Raw genomic sequence first — 25,000 nt, forward strand, 5'->3', positions numbered from 1 at the left:
GCGCAACACTTTTTTTGCCTTTTTTTATTTTTGAGTGAAAAACTTTGTAGATTGTGGGAAAACGGCTCATAAGAACAGCCGCGGCAAACAGTTGATACAGGGACAGGCTGCTGAAGAAATAAAAAGCAGGCGGATACTCCGAAAATGAAGTTTCCGCCTGTCCGCTGCATGCGGTATGTATGAAATGCATAAACAACATTAGTCCAAAACTAATTGTGATTTTATATGCAAGGAGATAAAGGCATATTCTCGTAAGCTCTCTTAAGATGGCTATGAAGGACATCACTAAAAAATGGACCTGACGCCGTCAGGACTGTAGCCGAATAATACTTTCATTTTGACAGTCAAATAATCATGTGCTGATATGCAGATGAGACCGACTGCTTTCACAATCGGTCTCATCATATACTCTTTTATTTCACTATTTCTCGTTTACACAGAATTTGGGATTGACTCGAACCTTAAGCAAACTTGAAATTAACAAAACTTATTTAAGTTCGCTAATCTTAGCACTCTTGACATCACTATAGAATGTTGATGTCTTGCCGTTCTTAGTTACTGTCACATATCCTACTGCCCAGATAGTATTGTCATCAACAGGTGTTACATTCAGTGCCTTAGATGCTGTAGGATCAGATGTTGGTTTATCAATACCTTTCTGCTGAAGTATAGCCAGTGCGTTTTCTGCTGTAATATCATCGGTATTTTCCTTAATGAAGATAATACCTGACTTTGTGATCTCATAACCTTCTGCGCCAACAGGGGGCATAACAAATCTTGCCTTTGTGCCGTCCTTGAGAACAGCATCTGCAAGCTCTGCCTTGATACCAGCCTCAACAGCCGCCTGCTCAGCAGAAATAACGTCAACAGTAGCTACTGCGATAGGATCGGTTGTGTAATTGTCCTTCCTGAAATGCATTGTGCCCTTGCCTGTACCTTTATCAGTCATTCCGCCTGTAACGAGAGTCTGTGCAAACAAGTTCGCAGCATAATAAAAACCTTCGTTTTTTTCCTATACTCGTTGCTATTTTCTTCATTTTATGATATTATGATATAATAATACACTCTCTTTCGGAGGACTAACATGAACAAATACAAAAAACTCGCAGTAAATACTCTCATTTTCTCCCTAGGCAGCTTTGGCGCGAAGATATTTTCCCTTTTGCTGAATAATCTTTACACAAAACATCTCAGCCCCTCGGGGCTCTACACAAAGACTCTTCTCGAGACCCTTGTGTTGTTTCTGCTCCCTGTGTTCACCTTTTCCCTTACGGAAGCGGTCGTGCGATACGGACTCGACAACGAATACGACAAAAAACAGGTATTCACAACGGCAGGTATCATAACACTGGGCGGACTGTTATTAATGCTGCCCGTAACGCCTTTCCTGCACCTTATACCCGTACTCGAGCCCATAAAAAGCTACTCCGCTTTGCTGTATATCTATGTTTTCGCCTCTGCGCTGAGAGCTCTGTGCTCACAGTTCGTAAGGGCGCGGAATATGGTAAAGCTGTTCTCGCTCGACGGAATACTGGCAACTTTTTCACTTTTCGCATTCAATATCATTTTTATCTCTAAGCTCGGCATGGGAATAAAGGGATTCATGCTCTCGATGATACTTTCCGACACCTGTTCGGCGATATTCCTTTTCATTGCGGCAAAACTCCATGAATATGCTGATATAAGGAGCTTCGACCACTCTTTCGGTAAAACTATGCTGCGCTTTACGCTGCCTCTTGTTCCAACGACGATAATGTGGACATTCACAGGCTTTTCAGACCAGATATTCATAGGGAATATGCACAGCGACAAGGTATTCCTCGGAAGGGACGCTGCCGGAATATACGTGGCTGCAACAAAGATACCGAACCTGATATCCATGATGTCCACTATTTCCATGCAGGCGTGGAATATGTCCGCAATCATGGAAAACAAGTCCGCAGACAGGGACAAATTCTACGAAAAGGTCTATTCCGCATACGAATCCCTGCTTTTTATCAGCTCCGCGGGACTTATACTGCTTATCAAGCCTGTTTCCGCAATACTGATAAACTACACAAGCTTTCCCGAATACAGAACAGCATACAGCTACACTCCTCTGCTCATCGCAGCCGCTGTGTTTACCTGTCTGAACCTTTTCCTTGCAGGCATATATACTGCGACAAAGCACACTAAAAACGCTTTTTACACTATCTTTGCAGTCGCAGCGGCAAATATTTTCCTCAATCTGGGACTTATCCCAATATGGGGCATTCAGGGAGCGGCTCTTGCAACATTTCTCAGCTATCTCCTCTGCTACATAATAAGAATGTTCGACGCAAGACGCTATGTGCCCTTTAAGTTTTCAGCGGTAAAAACAGCCGTAAATACTATACTGCTGCTGCTAATGAGCGTTCCTGTAATATTCGGCTTCGATAAGTGGTTCTTATATGAAATTCCCGTGGCTGCTGCTATAGTTTTCATCAATAATAAGGCGATTTTTGACACGGTAAGAAAGCTGCTCGGCAAAGAGAGCGGAACAACTGAAAAAACGACGTAAAACCATAAAAGCGGTCCCGAAGGACCGCTTTTTTTCATCAATTTACAGCTCAGGAGCTTTCTTTGTAAAGGTTATCCTGTAGAAATAATTAATGCCGTCATTTACAGTGATCTGAGACATAATGACCTCTTCACTGCCGAACTCCACCAATTTTCGTGTAACATTACCATAATCGCTGGTCTTTATCATTACTCCCTCATCTGTAATTCCATCTATCTCGAGTATAAGCACTCCGTGTCGGACTCTTCCTTTCACGCCTCTCTCCCATTTTCCGCTGCTGCGCTCATAAAAAGCATCACCGTCCGCAGCTTCATATGTATTGGTAAAAGTACCATGTCCGAGATCCTGCCCTGCGACACCGTATCCGCCATAACTAACTTCAAACTTCATTTCTGTGCTTTCACTTTCAAGTTTTCCGAGGAGAGCCTTTCTCATCATGACAAGATCAAAAGCATAAAGGACTCCGTCTCTTGTGAAGTCGGCAGCTACCCAGTTTACGGCGTCCTTCTCTTCCTTTCCGAGAAGAAGGTTCTGCAAAGCAACAATGTCGGAGACCGCCAGCTCATTGTCATTGTTGAGATCTCCTGCAATGTATGTATCAAGCTTATAAACTATGTCCATGGAGCCGTCGGGATATTTTACGACAGTTCCCTTTTCGTCCGTGAGATAATTTCCCGCGGGAAGCGTCTGCTGAGCTATACTGTACTCGAACAGATCATAGTCCGCATATTCCGCAAGGTCGCAGGTCATAGGATTTGTGTCAATGGTATAAGCCGCACGGTCAACATATACATAAATCGGAGAGCCGTTTTCCTCCCCTGCTTTTTCTCCTATTTTCGGAATCAGCATCACGTTTGCCCCGTTAAGGTCAACAAGCTCGCCCGTTATGCTGTCCTCGAAGGTTATCCTTGCAACTCCCTCGCCAAGTCCGTCCTTTTTCAGCTCGATCGTCGAAAGATCATCGCTAATGACGTAATTCTTTTCATATGACGCTGTTATCTCGGGATATTCATTATCAAGGTAATAGTCGAAGCGTACATTGACTTCGCCGCTTTTTTCAGGCTTGTAAATCACAAATTTATCCACGTCGCTGTCAGTTCTGTAAACATCGGGATTTTCCGTACAGTTGACAGCATGAACTCTGCAAGCTTTATCTCGTCATTCTGGGTTATCTTCCATTTCAGTATAGAAAAAGGGTTCCAGCTGGCACAAAAAGCCACAAAGCCGTTTTCAGCGCTTATTATTCCATGCTGCTCCCGATACTCATTATACTCTGTGATACAGTCGGGCGCCCATGAATAGATATCGGTCTCCGTCAGCCGACTGCTTCCATCGCTACGGAAGCTGTATGAACTTTCCATTTTTTCGCCGTGATACAGGCTGACATCAAAATCCTGAGGAGACATACAATTGTTTACACAGGCAACTACTTCATATGTGCGATTATCTTCGTTTACAATTCTTTCGCGGTAGAGAATTTCCGTCCCAAAGGGAACTTTTACCTCATATTTTTCATCATAATACTCAGGAAAGATAACGCAGGCAACATCACCGTGAACGCCTTTCCCGATATGAGTTGAGCCGTATGTATTGCTGAAATCAAGGACTTCCGCAAAGTTTCTTGGTATCCAGTCGGGAATCTCAGCTTCTTCGGCGGCAGAAAAAGTACCCGGAACTGCACTGAGCATTACTGCCGCAGCAGACAGCATTGCCAAAAAGCCTTTTCTGATCTTATTCATGATGAACATCCGATCCTCGCGCATATCATACACGTTTTTCTTCATTATAACAGCGATCCTGACATAAGTCAATAGCAAAAGTCTCTTTTTTTATGCAAACAGCTCATTTCCGCTTGACATTCCTCCCCTGTCATGATATAATGCAATTAAAGTGAAACAGGCGCAATTCCGCTGCATTCGCTTCATTTTATTTAAAGGAGATCGTTGTTTGAAAAACAATAACAGAACTGAGATAGCAGCGTAAACGGGTGGTTTGCGAATACTGTCTCACACAAGCCTCCCGTGTTCGGTCAACAATTTCAGGAGGAAAAAAACAATGAATAATAATGACTTTATCATACGCAGGGAAACTAAAAATGATTACCGCGAGGTAGAAAACCTCGCCCGTGAGGCTTTCTGGAATCTCAGCAAGCCGGGCTGCTTCGAGCACTACTTCATACACATTATGCGCAGTCACGCAGACTTTATCCCCGAACTCGACTATGTTATCGAGGTCGGCGGAAAAATAGCGGGCAGCGTCATGTACTGCAAGGCTAAGCTCAGGGACGAAAACGGGAACGAAAAACCGATAGTTACTATGGGACCGCTCTGTGTACTCCCCGAATATCAGCGAAAAGGCTACGGAAAGGCTCTGCTGGAGCATACTTTCAAAATCGCAGCCGATATGGGATACGATACGGTCATCAACTTCGGCAATCCCGATAACTACGTTGCAAGAGGCTACAAAAGCTGCCGTAAATACAACGTCTGCTTTGAGGGAGACTTCTTCCCTGCTGCGCTTCTTGTAAAGGTACTGAGAGAGGACGCTCTCGACGGCAGGAAGTGGTTCTACTGTCCAAGCGATGTTGACGCTCCGTGCGACGACGAAGAAGCTGTTGAACAGTTCGATGCACAGTTCCCGCCAAAGGTCAAGGGTTGGCAGCCAAGTCAGGAAGAGTTCTATATCCACAGTCATTCTGTGATAAACCGCGAATGATAACATCAGACGCCTCCGAGTTTCGGCTCGGAGGTGTTTTTTTCTTGACTATCCCGCATAATTATATTATAATTATCTTAAAATCAAACTAAGGAGGACAACTGCATGGAGCTTGAAGAAGAATACACCCGAAACAGAACAGTAATGAAGAAGATAAAGAATCAGGATACTCAATGCTTTATTGCATTCGCTGCAAATCTTATGATCATACTATTCATGGTCTATTCTTTCATAATGACCGGCAAATTTATATATCTGATAATAAGTCTGATAACAATATGTACTTCTGTTACAGTTTTTTCAGCGTATATAAGAAAAGGTTCTCCTCTTGCGATAATTTCCGCTTCACTGATGGCAGCCGAGATCGTACTGCTATTCATGGATTGGGGTTTTTCATTGATACCTCTTTTCGGCTTCGGAGTTTTTATGTATTACGCTGTTGTAAATGTTATCAACTGCAAAAAATACGAATGGCTCAGTCAGCAGGACGGATTCCCGAATTTTGAAGTTAAGCAGAAGATGTATGAAATGGAAAAGGCACAATGGGACATAAAGGATCCCTACACACAGAAAAAAGAAGACATCGAAAAAAGGAACTCAGGCTCCGGCGGAATGCAGGAGTTATAATAAAACAGTAAAAGGAAAAGACTTCGCATTGCTGCGAAGTCTTTTCCTCATTGGAGAGAAATTCTATTTATAATGGATGGTCATGCTATTTTGATTGTCCGTAATAGGCATTTGCGCCGTGCTTACGGAAAAAGTGCTTGTCAAGAAGTCTCTGCGGCATTGCTCCCGTATCGGGACGGAGAGTCTTTGTAATCCACGCCATAGCCGAGAGCTCTTCAAGAACTACCGAATTATGAACAGCTTCCATGCAGTCACCGCCCCATACGAAAGGACCGTGATTTGCAACCAGCACCGCAGGGATATTCTTGTAATCAGGGCAGCACTCAACGATAACTTTTCCTGTTTCGAGCTCATACTCGCCCTTGACCTCTTCATCGGTCATTTCCCTTGTACACGGTATCTCACCGTAAAAGTAGTCGCCGTGGGTAGTGCCGAGTGGAGGGATCCCCATACAAGCCTGTGCAAAGGAAGTCGCATAGCGGCTGTGAGTATGAACTACACCGCATACGCCCTCAAAGTTCCTGTATATTTCAAGATGTGTGGGTGTATCGCTTGACGGTGACAGCTTTCCGTCGACTTTTTTGCCGTCGAGGGTCAGCACAACTATATCATCAGCCGTCATGGTATCGTATTCAACTCCGCTTGGCTTTATTGCCACAAGACCTGTTTCACGGTCGTATTCGCTGACATTGCCCCAGGTAAATGTAACAAGTCCGTGCTTCGGGAGCAGAAGATTTGCTTTGAGAACGCGTTCTTTAAGCTCCTTAACGTCCATATATCACATCTCCGATCATGATATCGCGCTCAAGCTTTTCCTTAGTTGTATCCTTGTTGATAACTACAAGCTCGATACCCATTATTCTTGCGAAATCCCTTACAGTTTCGTCGGTGATATCATAAGAAAGCACTGTATGATGAGCTCCGCCCGCAATAATCCAGCACTCCAGTCCTTCGAGGAAGGACGGTGCAGGTCTCCACATCGTTCTTGCAACAGGGAGATTGGGCATTGACTGGAAGGGCTTTTCGCACTCGATATCCTGCTGGATAAGTCTGAGTCTGCCGCCGATGTCGATAAGCGAGAGAACCTTTGCTGAACCTGCCCTGCCCTCGAATACTATTCTCGCAGGGGGCTCCTTGCCGCCTATGCCAAGGGGATGAACTTCTATACGCGGTCTGTCCGCAGCGATCGACGGACAAACCTCAAGCATATGTGAACCGAGTATGAGCTTTCGCTCGTAATCGTATGTGTAATCCTCCATAAAGGAAGTGTTTCCGTCGGGATACATTGCCTTTACAACGGCTGTCATTCCTGCGGTCTTCCAGTCGCCCTCCGCGCCGAAGCCGTAGCCCTTGTGCATAAGGTGCTGGGTAGCAAGTCCCGGAAGCTGCTTCATGCCGTGAAGATCCTCGAATGTATTCGAGAAAGCCTTTGCCCCCTCGCGTACAAGTATCTTTTCGATAGCGATCTCTTCACGTGCCTGATATCTGATAGTTTCCTCATCAGCCTTGTCATAGTCGTAAAGCTCTGCGTATTCCTTCATCAGAGCGTCTATCTCAGCGTCTGTAACAGCATTCATGCACTCAACAAGGTCACCTACTGCAAATGTATTCACCTGCCAGCCCAGCTTGAGCTGTGCCTCGATCTTGTCGCCCTCTGTAACAGCAACTTCGCGCATATTGTCGCCGAAACGAACTATTTTAAGGCTCCTGCTGAACATTACTCCGACAGCGGCGCGCTGCCATTCAGCTATCTTTGCCTGCACCTCGGGATCCTTCCAGTGTCCTGCAACAACTGCTCTCGGTACGCGCAGCCGAGCCCCAATGAAGCCGTGCTCCCTGTCGCCGTGCGCCGACTGGTGCAGATTCATGTAATCCATGTCTATAGCCTCATTGGGAATAGTCTCGTTAAACTGCGTATGAAAGTGAAGCCAAGGCTTTTGTAAGATTGCAAGACCGTTTATCCACATCTTTGAAGGTGAAAAGGTGTGGCAGAATGTGATGATACCGGCGCATTCCTCGTCAAAGTTTGCCTCCCTGACGATACGCTCTATCTCAGACTCTTTCTTCACAGTGAGCTTATACTCAACAGGGAAAGGAAGCTTTAGTCCGTCTACTATTTTCTTTGAGTCCTCTTCGACCTGCCTGAGAGTTTCCTCACCGTACAGGAACTGAGAACCCGTAATAAACCAGAATTTCATTTTTGATCTATCCTTTCTTTCATTCGGATACTGCAGCTCTTACAGCTGAAAGACCCGAAAGATATTTTTTCATATATGCATTGATACCGTCGATGTCTTCCTGTTTCGGAGACACGGTGCTTCCGACCATATCGGCGAACACTCTGCTGCTCAGATATGTCTCGAGGCTCTCGCCGCTGCTCTTGTTGACCATGTACGCAGCAAGCAGGGCAATTCCCCATGCGCCGCCCTCACCTGCAGTTTTCATCAGCGTCACATCGGAGCCGAGGGCTGCTGCAAGGAAGTTCTGACTTGGGAAAGGCGTTTTGAAGAAACCGCCGTGAGCATATATACGCTCAAGCTTTACGTGCTCCTGCTCGGTAAGAATGTCCATGCCTGCCTTGAGCGAAGCAACACAGGAATAAACAAGACTTCTTGCAAGATTTTTTATGCTGAAATCCGAATCCGGACTCCTCATAAGCAGCGGTCTGCCGTCCTTTATGCCTGTAACCGGCTCGCCTGCATAATAGTTGTAGGACACAATGCCGTCGCAGTCTGCGCTGCCCTCTGCCGCAAGGGAATACATGGTATCATAGAGCTTTCCCTTTGGTATATCCAGCCCGAACTCTTTGAGAAGTCCGCCGAACATACTGAACCATGCGTCGAGGTCGGATGTGCAGCTGTTGCAGTGCACCATGGCCACAGGTGCGCCGCAGGGCGTAGTAACTATATCTATCTCACGATGTACAGCCGAAAGGTTCCTTTCAAGCACTATCATGGAGAATATGGAAGTTCCTGCCGAAACATTTCCCGTTTTCGGAGTTATGCTGTTTGTTGCAGCCATTCCGGTCTGCGCGTCGCCCTCGGGAGGACAGAAAGCAACTCCGGCTTTGAAAGTTCCGGTAGGATCAAGCAGCCTTGCTCCCTCCTCCGTAAGTTTTCCGGCGCATTCTCCTGCGGCAACGATACGGGGCAGAAGCTCTCTGAGATTCCTGCGGAGCTCTGTGCCTGCCGCAAGCTCGTCAAACTTTGCTACCATATCCATGTCGTAATCGCAGGTCTGCGGGTCAATAGGGAAAATTCCCGAAGCGTCGCCTGCACCGATAGTCTTTTCACCTGTCAGAAGATAATGTACATATCCTGCAAGGGTAGTTATAAACGCAAGTCTTCCTATATGCGGCTCGTTATTCAGCACAGCCTGATACAGGTGAGCTATGCTCCAGCGCTGCGGTATATTGAACGCAAACGTCTCTGTGAGCTTATCGGCAGCCTCTTCTGTCATGGTATTCCGCCATGTTCTGAAGGGAACAAGCTGCTGATCGTTCTCGTCAAAGGCAAGATAACCGTGCATCATTGCCGAAATACCGATTCCTGCGGCTTTTTCAAGCTTCACACTGTAGTTTTTTTCAACATTCTTCATAAGATCGGCAAAGCATTCCTGCAGACCTATCTTTACATTTTCAAGGGAATAGGTCCACACACCGTCAAGCAGTTCGTTCTGCCAGTCATGTATGCCAGCCGCAAGGGGCGAATGATCCTCGCCGATAAGTACTGCCTTGATACGGGTCGAGCCGAACTCGATACCGATCACTGCTTTACCGTTTTTTATCTGTTCTGCACTGCTCATGTTTTAACTCCTTTTACTTCCGCAGGCTTATCCGCAGAAAGGTTTGCCTTCTTGCGTCTTGCGATGATGATACTCTGGACAACAAGGAATATACAAAGCATCGAAGCATTTGTTATACCTGTCCACCATGCCTCGTCAAGACCTGCTGATGATACTATGTTCTGTATGAGAGCAAGTGAAAGTACGCCGAAAAATGTTCCTGCGATATTTCCGACGCCGCCCGTAAGCATCGTTCCTCCGATGATAGAGGAAGCTATGGCATTCATCTCCGCTCCCGTTGCGTGAGATGCTGAGCCTGAGCCTGCGTGCATAAAATATACGAATCCACCAATTCCGCCTAAGATTCCGCACATGAGATATGCAAGGAATGTCGTTCTCTTTACATTTATTCCAAGCATAAGTGCGCTTTGCCTGTTACCGCCCACTGCATAGAAGCTTCTTCCTGTCTTTGTCCATTTGAGGAAGAGGAAAAGTGCGGCAACTACCACAAGAGCTACAACGACGCCGATCTCTATATATGCGTCGATATAATCGCCTCTCTTGTTTACAGAGCCCATACCGGGGATTATTATTCTTGTTTCCTTGAGCTTTACAAATGCTTCGTTCTGAACATTGAACGGGTTTGTATTGACAATGGTAGTCATGCCCCTTGCAAAGAACATTCCTGCCAGCGTTACGATAAACGGCTGAATGTCAAGGTAAGCTACGAGTAATCCCTGTACGAGACCGAATGCAAGTCCGATACCGAGCGATATCATTATTGCACCAAAGACGCTGCCGTTGTGATGATCGAGATACACAGCCGAGCACATACTTACAAGAGCTGTCATACCGCCCAGCGAGATGTCGATACCGCCTGTTATCATGACAAGGGTCATTCCGCAGGCAAGTATTATCAGTGCAGCGTTTGCATTAAGCATATTAAAAAATGTCTGTGCTTTGAGGAAGCCTGCACCAAGTCCGAATATCGCAAATAAATACATGAGTATAAATACGATTATCGTTATTGACATAAGCAGATTAGTGTCAGATATTCCTCCAAGCAGACGTCGGCGTTTTGCGCCGGCATTCATATCTGTTTGCGGCATAAATCATTCCTCCGTTCTGCGCCGATGTTATCAGGTATTGCTCCCTGCTTTTTCGGGAGTACGCAGCTTTCTGAACACAGCTGCGATCTTTTCTCTTACTATCGGTGCGCTGAGTATAACAAGAACGATAACTACTACCGCCTTGTATGCAGGAAGAGCATCCGACTGTACCTGAAGCTTGTAAAGCGTTGTGGTAAGGAACTGGATAACATATGCTCCGAGTACCGAAGCAGTAATGTTGAATTTACCTCCTCCCAGTGAGTTACCACCGAGTGCAACTGCAAGAATGGCATCCATTTCAATATCCTTTGCAACTACAGAGTAGTTTATCGTACCTATTCTTGCAACTTTTATAAAGCCTACAACTGCAACGCAGAGTCCGAGGATGACATATGTAATAAACTTGATAAGTGCAGGATTCAGACCGTTCAGACGCGAAGTCTTTTCATTGATACCGACAGACTGGACATACAGTCTGAGGTTTGTGAATTTCATGACCAGCCATATCACAATAAAGCATACTATCGCTATGAACACAGGAGTCTGAACAGGTATTCCGGGGAAGACCGTTCCGAAGCTCAGGAATGTCTTGTCGTTTACTACAGGAAGCTCATTATTATTTATCCATGCAGCTATTGAACGTCCTGCTGTGAAGAGTATGAGCGTCGCGACCATCGGCTGTATCTTAAACACGGAAACGAGAGCTCCGTTGAAAGCTCCGAAGGCCATTGCCACAAGACAGCTTACAAGGAATGCCACAATAATAGGCGCCTGCAAAGTCTCGGGACGTGAGTTCGTACCGCAAAGCACCCGCAGTATAACGCTTCCGCTTATAGCGATCGCCGCACCCACACTGATATCCTGTCCGCGTGAAGAAGCTGTTACAAGAGTCATGCCGATAGCCAATATGGCAAGTTCAGAGCCGTAGTCGATAATGGAAATGAGATTTCCCGAAAATATAGGATTGCCGTCGTTGTTGTGCCCAAGGGTTATCTTGAAGAACGACGGATCAACTATAAAGTTGAAGACCGCAAGTATTATCAGAGCTGCGATCGGTATAAAGATCTGTTTTCTGATAATGGCTGACAGAAAAGATGTCTTTTCAGCCGTTTTTACCTTTGATGACATTACCGATCACCTCCCGCAATAGTATTCATGATAGTGTTCTGAGTCAGCTCATCGCCTGTAAGCTCGCCTACAAGCTTACGGTCGCGCATAACGAGGAGTCTTGAACAGGTACGCAGCATCTCGTCTGTCTCCGATGAGATGAAGGTAATGCTCATGCCCTCGGAAGCAAGCTTCAGAACAAGCTTCTGGATATCGACCTTTGTACCGACGTCGATTCCGCGGGTAGGTTCATCGAGAATAAGGTATTCCGGATTAGTAAGCAGCCAGCGTCCGAGGATGACCTTCTGCTGATTACCGCCAGAAAGCGATTTTATGGGAGTATTCACGGAAGCAGTCTTGATATCCAGCAGCTTTATGTACTCCTCTGCGAATTTGACTGCTTCTGCCTTTGAAAACGGCTTGAAGAATCCCTTTTTGACCTGTAATGCAAGTATGATATTGTCCTTAACGGAGAGGTCTCCCACGATACCGTCACGCTTACGGTCCTCGGGAAGATAAGCTATACCGTTCTTCATGGCGTCAATAGGCTTGTTGATCCTTACTTCCTTACCGTTGACCTTCACCCTGCCGCCTGTTACCTTGTCAGCGCCGAATATAGCTCTTACGCACTCGCTTCGTCCGGAACCGAGAAGTCCTGTGAAGCCGTTTACTTCGCCCTTGCGGATATTGAAGCTGAAAGGCTTTATGCCCTCAGAACTGCAAAGTCCCTCCGCTTCGTAGACATAGCCCTTATTTTCCTTGGAGTAAGGCGGAGCGTCGTTCTTGATATCCGCCATATCATCCAGCTCTTTGCCCAGCATTTTCGATACGAGCTGTACACGGGGAAGATTTTCTATCTCATATTCGCCCACGAGCTGTCCGTCGCGGAGCACTGTTATCCTGTCGCATACCTCATAGACCTGGTCAAGGAAATGAGTAACGAAAATGATTCCAACGCCGCGCTCCTTGAGCTGTCTCATAAGCTTGAAGAGCTTTGCGACCTCAGATTCGTCAAGGGAGGAGGTAGGCTCGTCAAGTATGAGCACGCTGCACTCCATGTCAACAGCTCTCGCTATAGCGACCATCTGCTGGACAGCTATTGAACAGCTTGCAAGCTGCTGAGTAGGTTTAACGGCTATTCCGAGAGAATCGAGAAGTTCCCCTGCCTTTTTATTCATGTTACGCCAGTTCACGAACTGACTTTTGCCTCTTCCGAGGAAAATATTCTCAGCTACCGACAGATTCGGGCAAAGCGATATCTCCTGATATACGGTGCTTATTCCCAAATTCTGTGCTTCCTGCGGCGAGTGTATCTGAACGGGACCGCTTTGTCCCTTGATGAAGATATCTCCGCTGTCCTTGATGTGTACGCCCGTAAGGACTTTTATGAGAGTAGATTTTCCTGCGCCGTTTTCGCCCATAAGCGCGTGTATCTCACCGCCGCGCAGCGTAAAATCAACATTTGTAAGAGCTTTTACACCAGGAAAGGACTTGTATATCCCTCGCATCTCCAGCAATGATTTCTCCTGCATTGCTTTTGCCTCCTAAGTGAGTTTTCATATTGCTCCGTAATGTGTAATACGGAAAAGTTTTTAAAATTAGTGCGGTGACATAAAGCATTCACGGATGCGTCACCGCACTTGATTTAATTATTCAGTGTCCTGTAACAGAATAATCAGATACCGTACTGCTCTACGTCAGCGTCGGTGATAGTCTTTGCATCGAAGCCCTTTTCGTCCATAATGATGGTCTTCTCAGGGAGTGTCTCGCCCCTTTCGAGCTTGTCGATTATGTCCTTGATGTAAGATGACTGGAAAGGATTGCACTGTCCGTCGTAGTTCCAGTTGCCCTTCTTGAGCTCCTCGAGGGCCCACTTGTTGCAGTCGAAGCCTATAACGACCACATCCTTGTCAACGCCGTGCGAGATATTTGCTCTGTCGAGAGCAGCAACTGCACCCATTGCCATATCGTCGTTCTCTGCATAGATAACATTGAACTTCTTGTTGGCGTCGATAGCTGACTGAACGATCTGCTGCGCCTTTTCAGCATTCCATTCAGCTGTCTGCTGTGTAACGATGTTCCAGCCGAGTTCCTTGGCTGTCTTGTCAAGAGCTCCCGAACGGCCCTTCTGAGCAGCCGAGCCCATTACACCCTGAAGGTGGATAATGTCGTATGCCTTGAGATCCTGAGACTTGAGCCAGTCAACAGCCTTTTCGCCTTCCTTGTCCATGTCTGAAACGATAGAAGCTTCATAGAGGCTCTCGTCAGCGTCGATAGTACGGTCGAAGAGGATAACTCTTACGCCTGCTGCCTGAGCGTCCTTGAGGACTGAATCCCAGCCTGCCGTATCAGCTGCGGAGAGGAGAAGATAATCAACTTCGTCCTGAATGAACTTCTGAGCGGCATTGATCTGCTCTTCGTTCTTAAGGCTGTAGGTAAAGGAGGCGTCAAAGCCGTTTTCCTTTGTAAATGTAGCCTTAAGGTCGTTAACATTGGCTGTACGGTAGCCCGACTCATTCGGATCGTTATTGATAATGCCTACTTTTATCAATCCGTCCGACTTCTTGTCGTCAGTCTTTGCTGTGTCTGCACTTGTAGCTTTTGGTGCGTCTGTTGTATCAGCCTTGTTCGACGAGCCGCTTGTTTCGCCGCAGCCTGCGAACATTGCACCGCAAAGGATCGTACTTGCAGCCATTGCTAAAATCTTCTTCATTTTCATAATTAAAATTCCTCCATCCGAATTTATTATGCCATTAACGTACATTCCGTTAACTTGTACTTACATTATAATCAATTTGTACTTACATTGATACCAAAAATGTTACACTAAATGTTTATTATTTTTTGGATATACTTCCTGTTTTTATCAAGGGCATATATTCGCACTGTTCTGGAACTGTCTCGGCGTCTGTCCCGTATACTTCTTGAATATCTGGCTGAAATACCTGTAATCGCGGAATCCCACGTCATAGGCTATCTCGTATATCATCTTTGATGTGCAGCAAAGAAGCTCCCTTGCGCGTGCTATCCTCGCAACAGCGATATATTCGGACAAATTTTGTCCGTACTCTTTCTTGAACTGTGCGCTGAGATAAGAGGGGCTCAGTCCCACAGCCTCTGCTACGAGCATAAGAGAAAGCTCGTCGTTCATGTAGTTCTTGTCTATGTAGTCCCTTGCCTTCGCAACTATGCTTCTGCTGCTTTCCTTTGCCGATTCCACGCGCCACATTATGCAGTCGTGGATTATCTTATGCAGGAACTTCATTGTATCGTCCGCAGTCATCAGCTCAGTGCCTATATCATCGGCAGTACCGAAATGTCCGAAGAACTTCTCATTGCTCACGCCTATCTTACGGGCAAATGTATGAGCTGCAACATAGATATCCATACATACGTACAATCTTATCATGAGCGACTTGATCCTTGTATACTCGACCTCGCTCAGAATATCGTCGAGCATCTCATCACAGTTCTCAAGGCAGCCACTTTGCAGAAGATCCTCGATCTTCTTGATATCAAGACGTTTGACGTCCTGCGCCATATCTTTTTTCTCATTCATACTTAATACCCCTCACGCTCCATTAACACCGTCTTATCTTTATTTATGAGTATCAGAGCTTTTTAACAGAATCCCGTATTTTAAGCTCGGGAGTAAATATGATATCGTCGTTTTCTGCCGTAAAAGAGCTTATCCCGTCTATCAGCTTCTCCGCAACAGCTTCGCCCAGTTTTCTCTGCGGATGTATTATCGTGGTAAGCGGAACATCGCATATCGACGCATATTTTGAATCATCAGTGCCTACTATCGAGAGGTCGTCGGGGACACTGATGTCATGCTCCTTGCAGAATTGCAGGAGCTTAATGGCAATGTTGTCATTATAACATACAACAGCAGTTGTCTCGCTGAGGAACTCCAGCAGACGGTTCCCGCCCGATGTAAAAATAAAGTTCTTGTCAGTCGTTGCAAACCACATAACATTTTCCTCGGCATTTTTCAGTCCGTGGGCTATGCAGCTCTTTATGAAGCCGCTGTATCGCTTATGTCCCTGAATATCGTCAAGTGCGAACAATCCTGCTATCTTTGTGTGACCGCAGTCAAACAGGTAATCCGCCGCCATTCTGCCTGCGGCTTCGTCGTCAAGAGCAACACAGGGATACCCCGACCACGGGTAGTTCGCATTGAAGAACACAACAGGGATATTCTTGCTCCTGAGCTCGTCATAAAGCGCCATATTCGGATTAGGGAGAGCACTCTTGGAGGGCTCCACGATAAGTCCCTGAACTCCTCCCGATATCATGCTCTGGAGAGCCTGCTGTTCTTCGGCAACCTTATTATGAGTTATCGCCAGCTGCATGGAATAGCCCGAATCGTTGAGAACGCTCTCGATGCCCGTTACGATCTGCGGAAAGATATAATCCGTAAAATACGTGGATATTACGCCGATATTCCGCGTCTGCACCTGTGAAACCGGAACGCTCTGCGAATAGCCGCCCGAAACGAAAGCGCCGCTGCCGCGGACACGGCAGATCACATTGTCGTTCTCAAGACACATAAGAGCCTGCCGCACAGTCTGTCTGCTGACGCCGTGTATCTCACAGAGCTCCTTTTCAGTGAGAAAACGATCTCTTGGTCTGAGCCCTTTGGAAGCAATATAGTTCTTAGCCCATTCCACGATCGCCAAATATTTATAATCTTCCATAATATCCTCCCATATCCGAAAAACATTCGGCTTTTTCTAAATAATACCATACAATTCTCTATTTGTAAATACAACTTTTACAATGCATACGCAAAATTGTATGTACATACAAAAAGTCTTTTCCCTGATTGTGCATTACGACAAATTCGCATTTAATTTTCGTCAATACATCTTCTGCAAATTAAAAGAATTTGTATTGTCCGCCTCTGAAACCGTCTGTTTTATCATAAAAAATTAACAAAATATCGGTTGATTGTTATTTAAAAGTATGATATAATACTATATAAGCCAAAAGCTATCTTAACCAGAATGCGAGGTATCAATATGGATTTTAAAAAACTGCTTGAATCATTTGACTCCGTGACCTGCATAATGTCAGTCGAAAAGAAACCTGACGGCGGCTACGGCGACATAAGGATAGTTGACGGAAACAAAGCATATATCGATTCTATAGAACGCAACGGCGACAGCAATACGGACATCGCAAAGGAAAAAGTATTTGTTCCGAACTCACTTTACACCAAATACTTTCCGCTTGATCTCAATTTCGAGGATTTCTGCTACCGCTCGGCTGTTAAGAAGGAAGTACTGCACACATATGTGCACCCGGGACGCTACGATATATGGTTCAACCTCTTCTTCATGCCCGTTAAAAGCGATGATGAGAACATAGGCTATTGCACATACACATACACGATCACGCTGAACGCTGATTCCGAACTCATGTCGAACATTCCGCTTGAGACTGCCTCAAATGTGCTCCAGGCGTGTATAAAGCTGTACAGCGGCTCGGATTTCCAGACCTCGATAAATGATGTTACAGCTCATATCCGAAAGCTCTGCAACGCCAACCGCTGCTGCATACTGCTCACGGATTTCAACGCCGGAATGTGCAGGCTTCTCAGTGACGACCACATAATCGAAGGACCTCAGGGTCCCATAACAGGCATAATCACCCCTGAGTTCTTCGATATTGTCTCAACATGGCCTGCAACTATCGACGGAAGCGACTACCTCATGATAAAAAACGAACAGGACATGCTGCACCTGAAAGCGCGCAATCCTGCATGGTACGAATCGCTGAAGCAGTACGACACAAACACTCTTGTGCTCTTCCCTCTCAACTACGGCAACGAGACCAAGGGCTACATATGGGTGACCGACTTTGACGTGGACGAAGCTCTGAATATACGCGAAACTCTCGAGCTGACCACATATTTCATCTCATATGCCATAGCGAACTATCAGCTTCTCAACCGTCTTGAGATAATGAGCACTATCGACCTTCTCACAGGCGTAAAGAACCGCAACGCCATGAACAACCGCGTCAATTCGCTCGTTGACGGCAAGGAGCCTTATCCTGCCGACCTGCGCGTCATCTTCGCCGACCTCAACGGTCTGAAACAGGTCAACGATAATCAGGGTCACATAGCAGGCGATCTCCTGCTGAAAAATGCTGCTCTTATTTTGCAGGACGCATTTATAGGTCAGGAAATATACCGTGCAGGCGGAGATGAGTTCACCGTTTTCGTGTCGGGACTGAGCGACGAAGATTTTGAACAGGGTATAGCAAAACTCCGCAGTTATGCCGACAGTTCCGACGGAGTCAGCTTTGCAGTAGGCTTCTGCTGTGACGAGGGCAGAAACGACATAAGGTATGCAATGGCGACTGCCGACGAAAGAATGTATGCCGACAAGGAAGAATACTACAAGCGCCACCCCGAGCGCCGGCACAAGTAAAACAACGCCCCGAAGCGGCAAAAGCCGTTGCTTCGGGGCTTTTTATGCAGAATATCCACCTAAAATGCATATGTTCCCTTTGACATACCGCTAAAAAAATGGTATAATAATAGCACTGAGACATTTTACGGAGGTGACACCTATCAATATACACACTAAGCTTTCTCTGCTGTTTGCGGCAGTTTCTGCCGCTTTTATGATGCATTTTGCAGACACATATGTTTACGGAGCAGCAGAGGACTTCTCAGCAACTGTTCCGCATACTTCCGAAAAAGGCGTCATAACACTCGATAACGATCAGAAGTGGTTCAAGGCTACGGAACTCGAAAACGGCAGAAATTACCTTATCACCGCCAGGAACTCTGACGGCAGAGACGTGCTCCTCACAGCCGACGACCACAGAAGCGCAGAGTACATATGGCATTTTTATGAGGAAAAAATGGTCTCCAGCACCACTCCTCATTACACCTACTTATACACTGATACTCACCGCCTCTGCTGTCACGGGAACGACCTGTATCTCACACAGGACTGGTGGTCGGAAGGCGATCAGACATGGAATTATTCCGACGGCAGACTATTCTACATCGACAACGGCCAAAAGACCTACCTTACCTATACTGATGGCGCCCCGGTTCCCTTCGGCTGTACAGACAACGCAGCGGAAGCAGCTGATATCGAGCTGTACACCAGCGGCGAGGAGCTTGCCCGATGCATAAAAACACAGCCCTGCGCTCAGAGCTTTGCAATAGAGGGCAGCGGCTATTCAGCTCCCGAATTTACTGTTGAGCTCCTTAATGATTCCATTGTTGCCGACAGCGTAAAATGGTTCATTGACGGAGAGGAAAGTGCAACAGGCGGACTCAGTTTTACTGCTGACGCTCTTGCCGGTCTGCCGACGGGAGTTCATCACGTTAGTTGTATCGTCGAAGCACATGACAGTACTGACCATTATTACCGTGAAAAATCGCAGGAAGCACTGTTTGTCATTGCAAAGGGAGCTGTTCCGGATTCTGTCATTACATTTTCAGACATACACGAACAGTACGACCTTATAAGCAAGGCTATCGAAAATGTTCTTGACCGCACAGACGGCTATATACCGTCCCTTATTGTATGTACAGGCGACATGATAAACGGTCCGACTATGGACTATGATACAATGATAAACACATATGCTCCGCGGATAAAGCCTTATCTCGGCGGACTTGATACCGTATATGTGGCAGGAAATCACGACGCCTCAAAGGCAGTTTCGGAGCTTTCCATAAAAGCCGGTCTCGGCGCTGACAGCGATTTTTCCGACGGCTGCGGAGTTATTTTCCGCGGGAACTCAGCCGCTGCAGCTTCAAACGGAAAAAGCAGCACCGCCGCAAAGGATATAATTGTTTACGGTATAAACTACGGTTCTCTCGAGAGTTCACCTGCTCTGCCGCAGGATTACAGCAATGTAAAAAGCCAGCTCGAAAGCTTTCTCAAAGAAACAGCCAGGAACTATAAGGGAGAGATAATCATTATTTCTGCCCATGCAGGTCTCCACGCACTTGGAGTTCAGCCACAAAGCGGCAGCTCAACAGGAGCATGGGCAGGCTCTACCGCCTATAATATCAGCAATTCCTACGATATCGCAGAGCTTATCAATTCCTATGCCGTGAAATATGACATGAACATTCTTTATCTGTTCGGACACGACCACTCACGAGGCGAAACGGAGTTCATACTAACCGAGGGCGACACCATTATTTGTCCGACAGATTCGGCAGATTGGCAGACAAATACTACAGAGCTCGGCTTCACTTACGCACATTCCGGCTACCTGTCCACAGTCATCGGCTCTGCCGACGCGCATTTCAGCTTTATTTACCGAAACGGCAATGATCTTGCATATGAGCTGTTCCGTGCAGGCTCGTCGGAGTACGTAAGACATACGGATATACCGCTGAAAAATTTAAAGCTTCTGAACGCGGCAAGTCCTGTTTCGACAGCAAAAGCCCTGAGAAGCACCGGAAACAGTCCGAAAACATCGGGACGTTTCAGCATTACACCATTCCTCATAATATCTCTTGCAATGGTAATAATAAGCAGGAAACGCAGGAAATAACTCAATATTGCATAAAACACGCCCGAAAGCAGCAGAAATAATGCTTTCGGGCGCTTTTGTTTACAATTCGATCACCTTGGTTGCAACTTTTTCGCGGAACCGCGTATCATGCTCCACAAAAAGCATAGTCGGCTTATATTCCAGCAGAAGCTTCTCTATCTGCATACGCGAAAAAATGTCGATATAGTTCAGCGGCTCGTCCCATATGTAAAGATGTGCAGGCGTGAGCAGACTTGACGCTATCAGCACCTTTTTTTTCTGCCCCTCGGACAGATCCGTCAGCGGCTTTGCAAACTGCGAGCGCTCAAAGTCCAGCTGCCTGAGGATCGTGCAGAACATACCGAGGTCAATCCCTCTTGCATAGCAGAAGTCCTGTACACTGCCCTTCAGCATGGAAGTGTCCTGATCCACATAGGAAACAACAAGCCCCGAAGCCACATCGCATATGCCGTTTTCGGTGATATTCCGTGCTTTTGAAGCGTCGCCCGCCTTTGCGAGTATATTCTTTATCAGAGTAGTTTTCCCGCAGCCGTTTCCTCCGTTGAGAGCAGCTCTGTCTCCCCTTTTCAGCTCAAAGGTTAGCCCCGAAAATACATTGCTCTCCGCCGTATTATACCGCAGGCTCAGCTCCCTCACATTCACAAGGGTACTGCTGTGATGAACGAGCTGAGAGAGCTTCAGCTCGGGAGTCCTCTCTATATCGCTGAGAAGCCCCTCTTTTTCCTCTATCTCCCTGCCAATGCGCTTTTCGATATTCTTCACTCTGCTCTGCATTTTCTTGGTCTTTGCACCGATAAAGGAACGGGTGCTTATACACCTGTCGTTTTCCTTGACAGGGTCGAAGCCGATCTTTGTACGCTCGCTTTTATCCGCCCAGTCGGAAGTCCTTTTTGCAGCCTGCCTGAGCTTTTTTATCTCCTTTCTGTGCTTCTCGTTCTCAGCTATAGCAAACTGATCCTTGCGCTGCTTGTTTTCCCACCAACTTGAAAAATTACCGTTCTGCACCTCGATAGTCTTTCTGTTCAGCACAAGGACATGGTCGATACAGGCGTCAAGGAGCTCGCGGTCGTGAGAAACGAGTATAAATCCGCTTTTTGAAGCGAGGTACTTTTTTACAGTCTCCCTTGCATTGCGGTCAAGATGATTTGTAGGCTCGTCTATCAGCAAAAACTCATTTTCACCGGAGAAAAGAACTGCAAGCAGCACCTTTGTACGCTCACCGTGACTGAGTGTGCGGAACGGTCTGTAGAGGAGCTCCGCAGTCTCGCCGAGCTGACTCAGCTCGCATATGACACGCCATTCCTCGCAGTTATGCTTTATATCTCCGATGAACTCAGAAGCTGATCCTTCCATCTGTTCCGTCGTCAGCTGATACGGAAAGTACTCAAATCCCGATGAAGTATCAATTGAGCCGCTGTAATTATACTTTCCCATGAGAAGATTGAGGAAAGTTGTCTTTCCCTTGCCGTTCCGCCCGATAAAACCGAGCTTCCATGCAGTATCTATCGAAAACGATACATTTTCAAAAACATTGTCAAAACTTCCCTCATAACCGAATGTAAGGGAATTAACACTTATCTGTGACATAATTGTTCCTCCTTCCGAGGTCCGAAAAAAGGGACCCTTTGCTGCCAAAAGATCCCGTTACGCACTTATAACCTCATGAAAAGAGAGATGACACGGCTGTAAAATCCGTCACCTGCAAATATATAAAAGCAAAAAGAGGTTATGAGAACATAATCCACTTTTGGCAACATGACAAGACAGTATGCCTGTAAATAATCACACTGTCAGATTGATATTCATGTGTTCAAAAGTGAATTATCTTTTCATCCTCACACCTCTTTCGTGAAATTCTACTGGTATTATAACACAGCTTTTTCCATTTGTCAAGAAAAAATGCTGCGGACAAGCCGCAGCATTTGCTGTGATCAGAAAAACTGATGTTTCAACTTTTATTATCTAACTGTCACTTGAACATTTTCTCATAATACTCAGGCGTATTGTCAGTTCCCGTGCCGTTCATTTCAACGATACACATAAGATCGTCGTCGAGCTTTCTGACATAGAAGTATTCATACTGCTTTTCGCCATTGTATTCAACCCTGACAACTTCGCGGAGATATTCTTCTTCGCCGAGCTTTACCTTTGCTCTTTCCTCAAATGTAAGTTCAACGGAGTCCGAGCCTGCTAAGTTTTCCAGGAAAGCCTTGAAATCGTCAAGGTATTTTTCCTCGGTATAGTCAGTTTCATCAGGAGCGCCGAGCTTTGTATTCAGGAAAGAGAATGCCATACTGTCGGTATCGCTGTAGTAATAGCTGTCCCAGGCTCTTGCAGTTTCGCGTATCTCGTCCTTTCCCTCGGAGCACTGATACAGTATGCTGTTTTTAACAGTCTGCATCTGACCTTCGGGGATAGGCTCGAAGCCCTCTGGAATACTTGCATTTATCTTTGCATATTCGTTGGTGTAAACACCATTCTTTAATGTTCCCTTAGTGTAATTCGTACCCTCTGTAGGGTCTGTCTCAGGCTCCTCCTCAAAAACAGAAGCACCACCCACAGGAACAGGCTCCTTGCGCGGAACGAAGCCCTCTCCGTAATTCAGACCGTAGCCCTTTTCAAGCCAGCATTCGTCAGTACCTATCTGCTTTACAGACTTGTACCAGGGCGACGGGAGCTTGCCTGTGAAATCAGCACAGCCGCAGAGAACGTCTGAAATTCCCTTGCCCTCAGAACCCGGAAGATAGCACATTACAACGCTGTCCCAGTTATTGTAGTCGCCCTCGTCGATGAGCACCTGTCTGCCTGCAATGATACAGGTAACGATCGGTTTGCCAAGATCCTTTGCTTCTTTCATAGACTTGCGGTTCTTCTCAAGACCGAGCTCGCCGCAGAGCTTGAGGTCCTCTGTATCGCCGTTCCATTCTGAGTACACCTGCTCGCCCACAACATTCAGAACAACGTCTGCATTCACGGCTTCATCGGGATTTGTGATAACTTTTATACCGTAATCGTCCGCATACGTCTTGAAAGCTTCAAGAACAGTGGTAACACCGGGTATCTTCTTTGTGAAGCTCTCAGCCCAGTCGAGAGTCCAGCCGCCGCACTGCACGCTTGCATCGTCGGAAGCCGGTCCTATGATATAAACGGAAGCGCCCTCCTTGAGTGGGAGCACATTGTTTTCGTTCTTGATGAGAACAAGGCTCTCCTCCACCATTTTCTCAGCGATATTCCTGTATTCCTGTGAGCCGACCTCTTTCTGCTTTGTTTCGGACTTCTCAAAGAACGGATCATCAAAAATACCGTTCTCCTTCTTGACCTTTATTATACGTCTTACAGCGTCATCAACACGTTCCTCAGTGATAGTACCGTTCTTTACAGCGTCGATGATGATATCCCTTGCCTCGTCGTATTTCTCAGGCTCCATGAGCATATCGATCCCTGCATTTATTGCAGCTACCACCTGCTCCTCGAAGGTCTTGTTGGGGATATGGTGAATGGATTCCCAGTCGCTGACAATGAAGCCCTCAAAGCCCATCTCTTCCTTGAGCTTCATGATATACTTCTTGTTTTCGTGCATTTTCACGCCGTTGAGCATACAGTGGCTTATCATGATAGTCTGAGTACCTGCGTCTATCATATCCTGATATACCTTGAGCAGCTTATCTATCTCCGCGTCTGTAAGAGTAGCCTCTCCTCTGTCGATGAGGAAGCCCTCCTCGCCCTTTCCGTACTCAACGCTTCCCTCAGCAAAGAAGTGCTTTGCACAGGAGATTCCGCCGCCTGCGATATAGCCCTTGATGTAAGCCGAACCCAGCTCTGAGATTATATCGAGGTCTGAGCTGTAGCACTCGTATGTACGTCCCCAGCGGGGGTCTCCCGACTGAGTCACAACAGGGAAGAAATTCCACGGGATATGGCAAATCCTTGCCTCGTCAGCAACAGCCATTCCCATCTGATATGTAAGTTCGGGGTCGTTTGCAGCTCCGACGCCGATATTATGCGGGAATATAACGGAATCAAGGCAGTAGCCTACGCCGTGGGAGTGATCGCTTCCGTAAACGAACGGAATACCAGCCTCTGACCTGACAGCTCCCTCCTGGAGCTCATTCGTAATGTCCTGCCATTCATCATAAGATCTTTCCGAACCTGTATCCTCACCGAGAATGCTGCCGTAATCGTTTTCCTTCATTATGGTCTCAGGATCCATTTCGACTGTATAAATGGCAGGCTGGACCATCTGCGAAGCCTTCTGCTCGAGAGTGAGCTGTGCAACGATCTCTTCGGGAGTCATAGAAGCATACTTTTCATACTTTAATTGACCGTCATTAATTGTTGTTGTCTGTGCTGCGGTCGTTGTTTCGGTCTTATCGTCGGTCTTTGCTTTTTCCGCACAGGAAACCGACGATAAAAGCAATGCAATTGGTAATAACAGTGATAATGCTTTTTTCATGAATTTCTCCTTTTTTGATTTAAGAATGTTTTTACGTTTGCGTGCTTATGTCAAAAATTAAAAGTTATTGTTATTATATCACAGAATACGTATGAGGTCAACAAATAAAAGATATCAATCATTTAC

At 46.4% G+C, this 25,000-nt stretch carries 19 protein-coding genes; 5 read left to right on the forward strand and 14 right to left on the reverse strand.

Features of this window, described 5'->3' with window-relative positions; all coding sequences use genetic code 11:
* Nucleotides 1–487: 487 nt before the first annotated feature.
* Nucleotides 488–949 carry a hypothetical protein gene (locus tag IKW96_RS08620; RefSeq protein WP_296573218.1) on the reverse strand — a complete coding sequence of 154 codons (462 nt, stop codon included), beginning with the start codon at nt 947–949 and terminating at the stop codon, nt 488–490.
* Nucleotides 950–1,084: 135 nt separating this feature from the next.
* On the opposite strand from IKW96_RS08620, the gene IKW96_RS08625 reads away from it, so the two are divergent.
* Nucleotides 1,085–2,539, forward strand: coding sequence for a polysaccharide biosynthesis C-terminal domain-containing protein (locus IKW96_RS08625; protein WP_296573221.1), 1,455 nt, complete (start codon nt 1,085–1,087; stop codon nt 2,537–2,539).
* A gap of 42 nt (nt 2,540–2,581) precedes the next feature.
* Here the strand turns inward: IKW96_RS08625 and IKW96_RS08630 are convergent, their stop codons facing one another.
* Nucleotides 2,582–3,613 carry a dockerin type I repeat-containing protein gene (locus IKW96_RS08630; protein ID WP_296573225.1) on the reverse strand — a complete coding sequence of 344 codons (1,032 nt, stop codon included), beginning with the start codon at nt 3,611–3,613 and terminating at the stop codon, nt 2,582–2,584.
* Nucleotides 3,610–4,278 (reverse strand): hypothetical protein, encoded by a 669-nt coding sequence (locus IKW96_RS08635; RefSeq protein WP_296573228.1) that lies wholly within the window; start codon nt 4,276–4,278, stop codon nt 3,610–3,612. The genes IKW96_RS08630 and IKW96_RS08635 overlap by 4 nt, the downstream gene beginning before the upstream one ends.
* Nucleotides 4,279–4,594: 316 nt before the next feature.
* Here IKW96_RS08635 and IKW96_RS08640 point away from each other — a divergent pair, with 316 nt between their 5' ends.
* On the forward strand, nt 4,595–5,254 hold the full coding sequence (locus tag IKW96_RS08640) for a GNAT family N-acetyltransferase (protein ID WP_296573229.1): 660 nt from the start codon (nt 4,595–4,597) through the stop codon (nt 5,252–5,254).
* A 105-nt stretch (nt 5,255–5,359) separates the two neighbouring features.
* Nucleotides 5,360–5,881 (forward strand): hypothetical protein, encoded by a 522-nt coding sequence (locus IKW96_RS08645; protein ID WP_296573231.1) that lies wholly within the window; start codon nt 5,360–5,362, stop codon nt 5,879–5,881.
* A gap of 85 nt (nt 5,882–5,966) precedes the next feature.
* Here IKW96_RS08645 and IKW96_RS08650 read toward each other — a convergent pair whose 3' ends face one another.
* The 9 genes from IKW96_RS08650 to IKW96_RS08690 form a co-directional block, all read right to left on the reverse strand.
* Nucleotides 5,967–6,656 (reverse strand): L-ribulose-5-phosphate 4-epimerase, encoded by a 690-nt coding sequence (locus IKW96_RS08650; protein ID WP_296573233.1) that lies wholly within the window; start codon nt 6,654–6,656, stop codon nt 5,967–5,969.
* On the reverse strand, nt 6,646–8,079 hold the full coding sequence (gene araA, locus IKW96_RS08655; protein WP_296573236.1) for an L-arabinose isomerase: 1,434 nt from the start codon (nt 8,077–8,079) through the stop codon (nt 6,646–6,648). The genes IKW96_RS08650 and araA overlap by 11 nt, the downstream gene beginning before the upstream one ends.
* Nucleotides 8,080–8,098: 19 nt before the next feature.
* On the reverse strand, nt 8,099–9,685 hold the full coding sequence (locus IKW96_RS08660; RefSeq protein WP_296573239.1) for an FGGY-family carbohydrate kinase: 1,587 nt from the start codon (nt 9,683–9,685) through the stop codon (nt 8,099–8,101).
* A complete protein-coding gene (locus IKW96_RS08665; RefSeq protein WP_296573242.1) occupies nt 9,682–10,773 on the reverse strand; it encodes a sugar ABC transporter permease YjfF in 1,092 nt (363 codons plus the stop codon). Before IKW96_RS08665 ends, IKW96_RS08660 begins: the two co-directional genes overlap by 4 nt.
* 30 nt (nt 10,774–10,803) lie before the next feature.
* Entirely contained in the window at nt 10,804–11,901 is a 1,098-nt protein-coding gene (locus IKW96_RS08670) for an ABC transporter permease (protein ID WP_296573245.1), read from the reverse strand.
* Nucleotides 11,901–13,412, reverse strand: coding sequence for a sugar ABC transporter ATP-binding protein (locus tag IKW96_RS08675; RefSeq protein ID WP_296573248.1), 1,512 nt, complete (start codon nt 13,410–13,412; stop codon nt 11,901–11,903). Before IKW96_RS08675 ends, IKW96_RS08670 begins: the two co-directional genes overlap by 1 nt.
* 143 nt (nt 13,413–13,555) lie before the next feature.
* Nucleotides 13,556–14,599 (reverse strand): ABC transporter substrate-binding protein, encoded by a 1,044-nt coding sequence (locus IKW96_RS08680; RefSeq protein ID WP_296573253.1) that lies wholly within the window; start codon nt 14,597–14,599, stop codon nt 13,556–13,558.
* Nucleotides 14,600–14,746: 147 nt separating this feature from the next.
* The gene (locus IKW96_RS08685; RefSeq protein WP_296573256.1) at nt 14,747–15,439 is read right to left on the reverse strand and encodes a helix-turn-helix transcriptional regulator; all 693 of its coding nucleotides are present in this window, start codon (nt 15,437–15,439) and stop codon (nt 14,747–14,749) included.
* Nucleotides 15,440–15,491: 52 nt separating this feature from the next.
* A complete protein-coding gene (locus IKW96_RS08690; protein ID WP_296573258.1) occupies nt 15,492–16,580 on the reverse strand; it encodes a GntR family transcriptional regulator in 1,089 nt (362 codons plus the stop codon).
* A gap of 324 nt (nt 16,581–16,904) precedes the next feature.
* Here IKW96_RS08690 and IKW96_RS08695 point away from each other — a divergent pair, with 324 nt between their 5' ends.
* Together IKW96_RS08695 and IKW96_RS08700 are read left to right on the forward strand one after the other, a co-directional pair.
* Nucleotides 16,905–18,320 (forward strand): GGDEF domain-containing protein, encoded by a 1,416-nt coding sequence (locus tag IKW96_RS08695; protein WP_296573261.1) that lies wholly within the window; start codon nt 16,905–16,907, stop codon nt 18,318–18,320.
* Nucleotides 18,321–18,453: 133 nt separating this feature from the next.
* Complete coding sequence (locus IKW96_RS08700) at nt 18,454–20,421, forward strand: metallophosphoesterase (protein ID WP_296573264.1); 1,968 nt, start codon at nt 18,454–18,456, stop codon at nt 20,419–20,421.
* A gap of 60 nt (nt 20,422–20,481) precedes the next feature.
* Here the strand turns inward: IKW96_RS08700 and abc-f are convergent, their stop codons facing one another.
* Nucleotides 20,482–22,008: a ribosomal protection-like ABC-F family protein gene (gene abc-f / locus IKW96_RS08705; protein WP_296573267.1), complete on the reverse strand. Its 1,527-nt coding sequence runs from the start codon at nt 22,006–22,008 to the stop codon at nt 20,482–20,484.
* 382 nt (nt 22,009–22,390) lie between these two features.
* Nucleotides 22,391–24,874 carry a glycoside hydrolase family 3 protein gene (locus IKW96_RS08710; protein ID WP_296573270.1) on the reverse strand — a complete coding sequence of 828 codons (2,484 nt, stop codon included), beginning with the start codon at nt 24,872–24,874 and terminating at the stop codon, nt 22,391–22,393.
* Nucleotides 24,875–25,000: the final 126 nt, after the last annotated feature.

The organism is Ruminococcus sp., from assembly GCF_017549005.1.
GTDB lineage: Bacteria > Bacillota > Clostridia > Oscillospirales > Ruminococcaceae > Ruminococcus.

What these genes read in the sequence shown, in the direction of transcription:
- IKW96_RS08620 (WP_296573218.1), bottom strand. Translation starts at nt 949, where the DNA reads ATGACTGATAAAGGTACAGGCAAGGGCACAATGCATTTCAGGAAGGAC.
- IKW96_RS08625 (WP_296573221.1), top strand. Translation starts at nt 1,085, where the DNA reads ATGAACAAATACAAAAAACTCGCAGTAAATACTCTCATTTTCTCCCTA.
- IKW96_RS08635 (WP_296573228.1), bottom strand. Translation starts at nt 4,278, where the DNA reads ATGAATAAGATCAGAAAAGGCTTTTTGGCAATGCTGTCTGCTGCGGCA.
- IKW96_RS08640 (WP_296573229.1), top strand. Translation starts at nt 4,595, where the DNA reads ATGAATAATAATGACTTTATCATACGCAGGGAAACTAAAAATGATTAC.
- IKW96_RS08645 (WP_296573231.1), top strand. Translation starts at nt 5,360, where the DNA reads ATGGAGCTTGAAGAAGAATACACCCGAAACAGAACAGTAATGAAGAAG.
- IKW96_RS08650 (WP_296573233.1), bottom strand. Translation starts at nt 6,656, where the DNA reads ATGGACGTTAAGGAGCTTAAAGAACGCGTTCTCAAAGCAAATCTTCTG.
- araA (WP_296573236.1), bottom strand. Translation starts at nt 8,079, where the DNA reads ATGAAATTCTGGTTTATTACGGGTTCTCAGTTCCTGTACGGTGAGGAA.
- IKW96_RS08660 (WP_296573239.1), bottom strand. Translation starts at nt 9,685, where the DNA reads ATGAGCAGTGCAGAACAGATAAAAAACGGTAAAGCAGTGATCGGTATC.
- IKW96_RS08665 (WP_296573242.1), bottom strand. Translation starts at nt 10,773, where the DNA reads ATGCCGCAAACAGATATGAATGCCGGCGCAAAACGCCGACGTCTGCTT.
- IKW96_RS08670 (WP_296573245.1), bottom strand. Translation starts at nt 11,901, where the DNA reads ATGTCATCAAAGGTAAAAACGGCTGAAAAGACATCTTTTCTGTCAGCC.
- IKW96_RS08675 (WP_296573248.1), bottom strand. Translation starts at nt 13,412, where the DNA reads ATGCAGGAGAAATCATTGCTGGAGATGCGAGGGATATACAAGTCCTTT.
- IKW96_RS08680 (WP_296573253.1), bottom strand. Translation starts at nt 14,599, where the DNA reads ATGAAAATGAAGAAGATTTTAGCAATGGCTGCAAGTACGATCCTTTGC.
- IKW96_RS08685 (WP_296573256.1), bottom strand. Translation starts at nt 15,439, where the DNA reads ATGAATGAGAAAAAAGATATGGCGCAGGACGTCAAACGTCTTGATATC.
- IKW96_RS08690 (WP_296573258.1), bottom strand. Translation starts at nt 16,580, where the DNA reads ATGGAAGATTATAAATATTTGGCGATCGTGGAATGGGCTAAGAACTAT.
- IKW96_RS08695 (WP_296573261.1), top strand. Translation starts at nt 16,905, where the DNA reads ATGGATTTTAAAAAACTGCTTGAATCATTTGACTCCGTGACCTGCATA.
- abc-f (WP_296573267.1), bottom strand. Translation starts at nt 22,008, where the DNA reads ATGTCACAGATAAGTGTTAATTCCCTTACATTCGGTTATGAGGGAAGT.
- IKW96_RS08710 (WP_296573270.1), bottom strand. Translation starts at nt 24,874, where the DNA reads ATGAAAAAAGCATTATCACTGTTATTACCAATTGCATTGCTTTTATCG.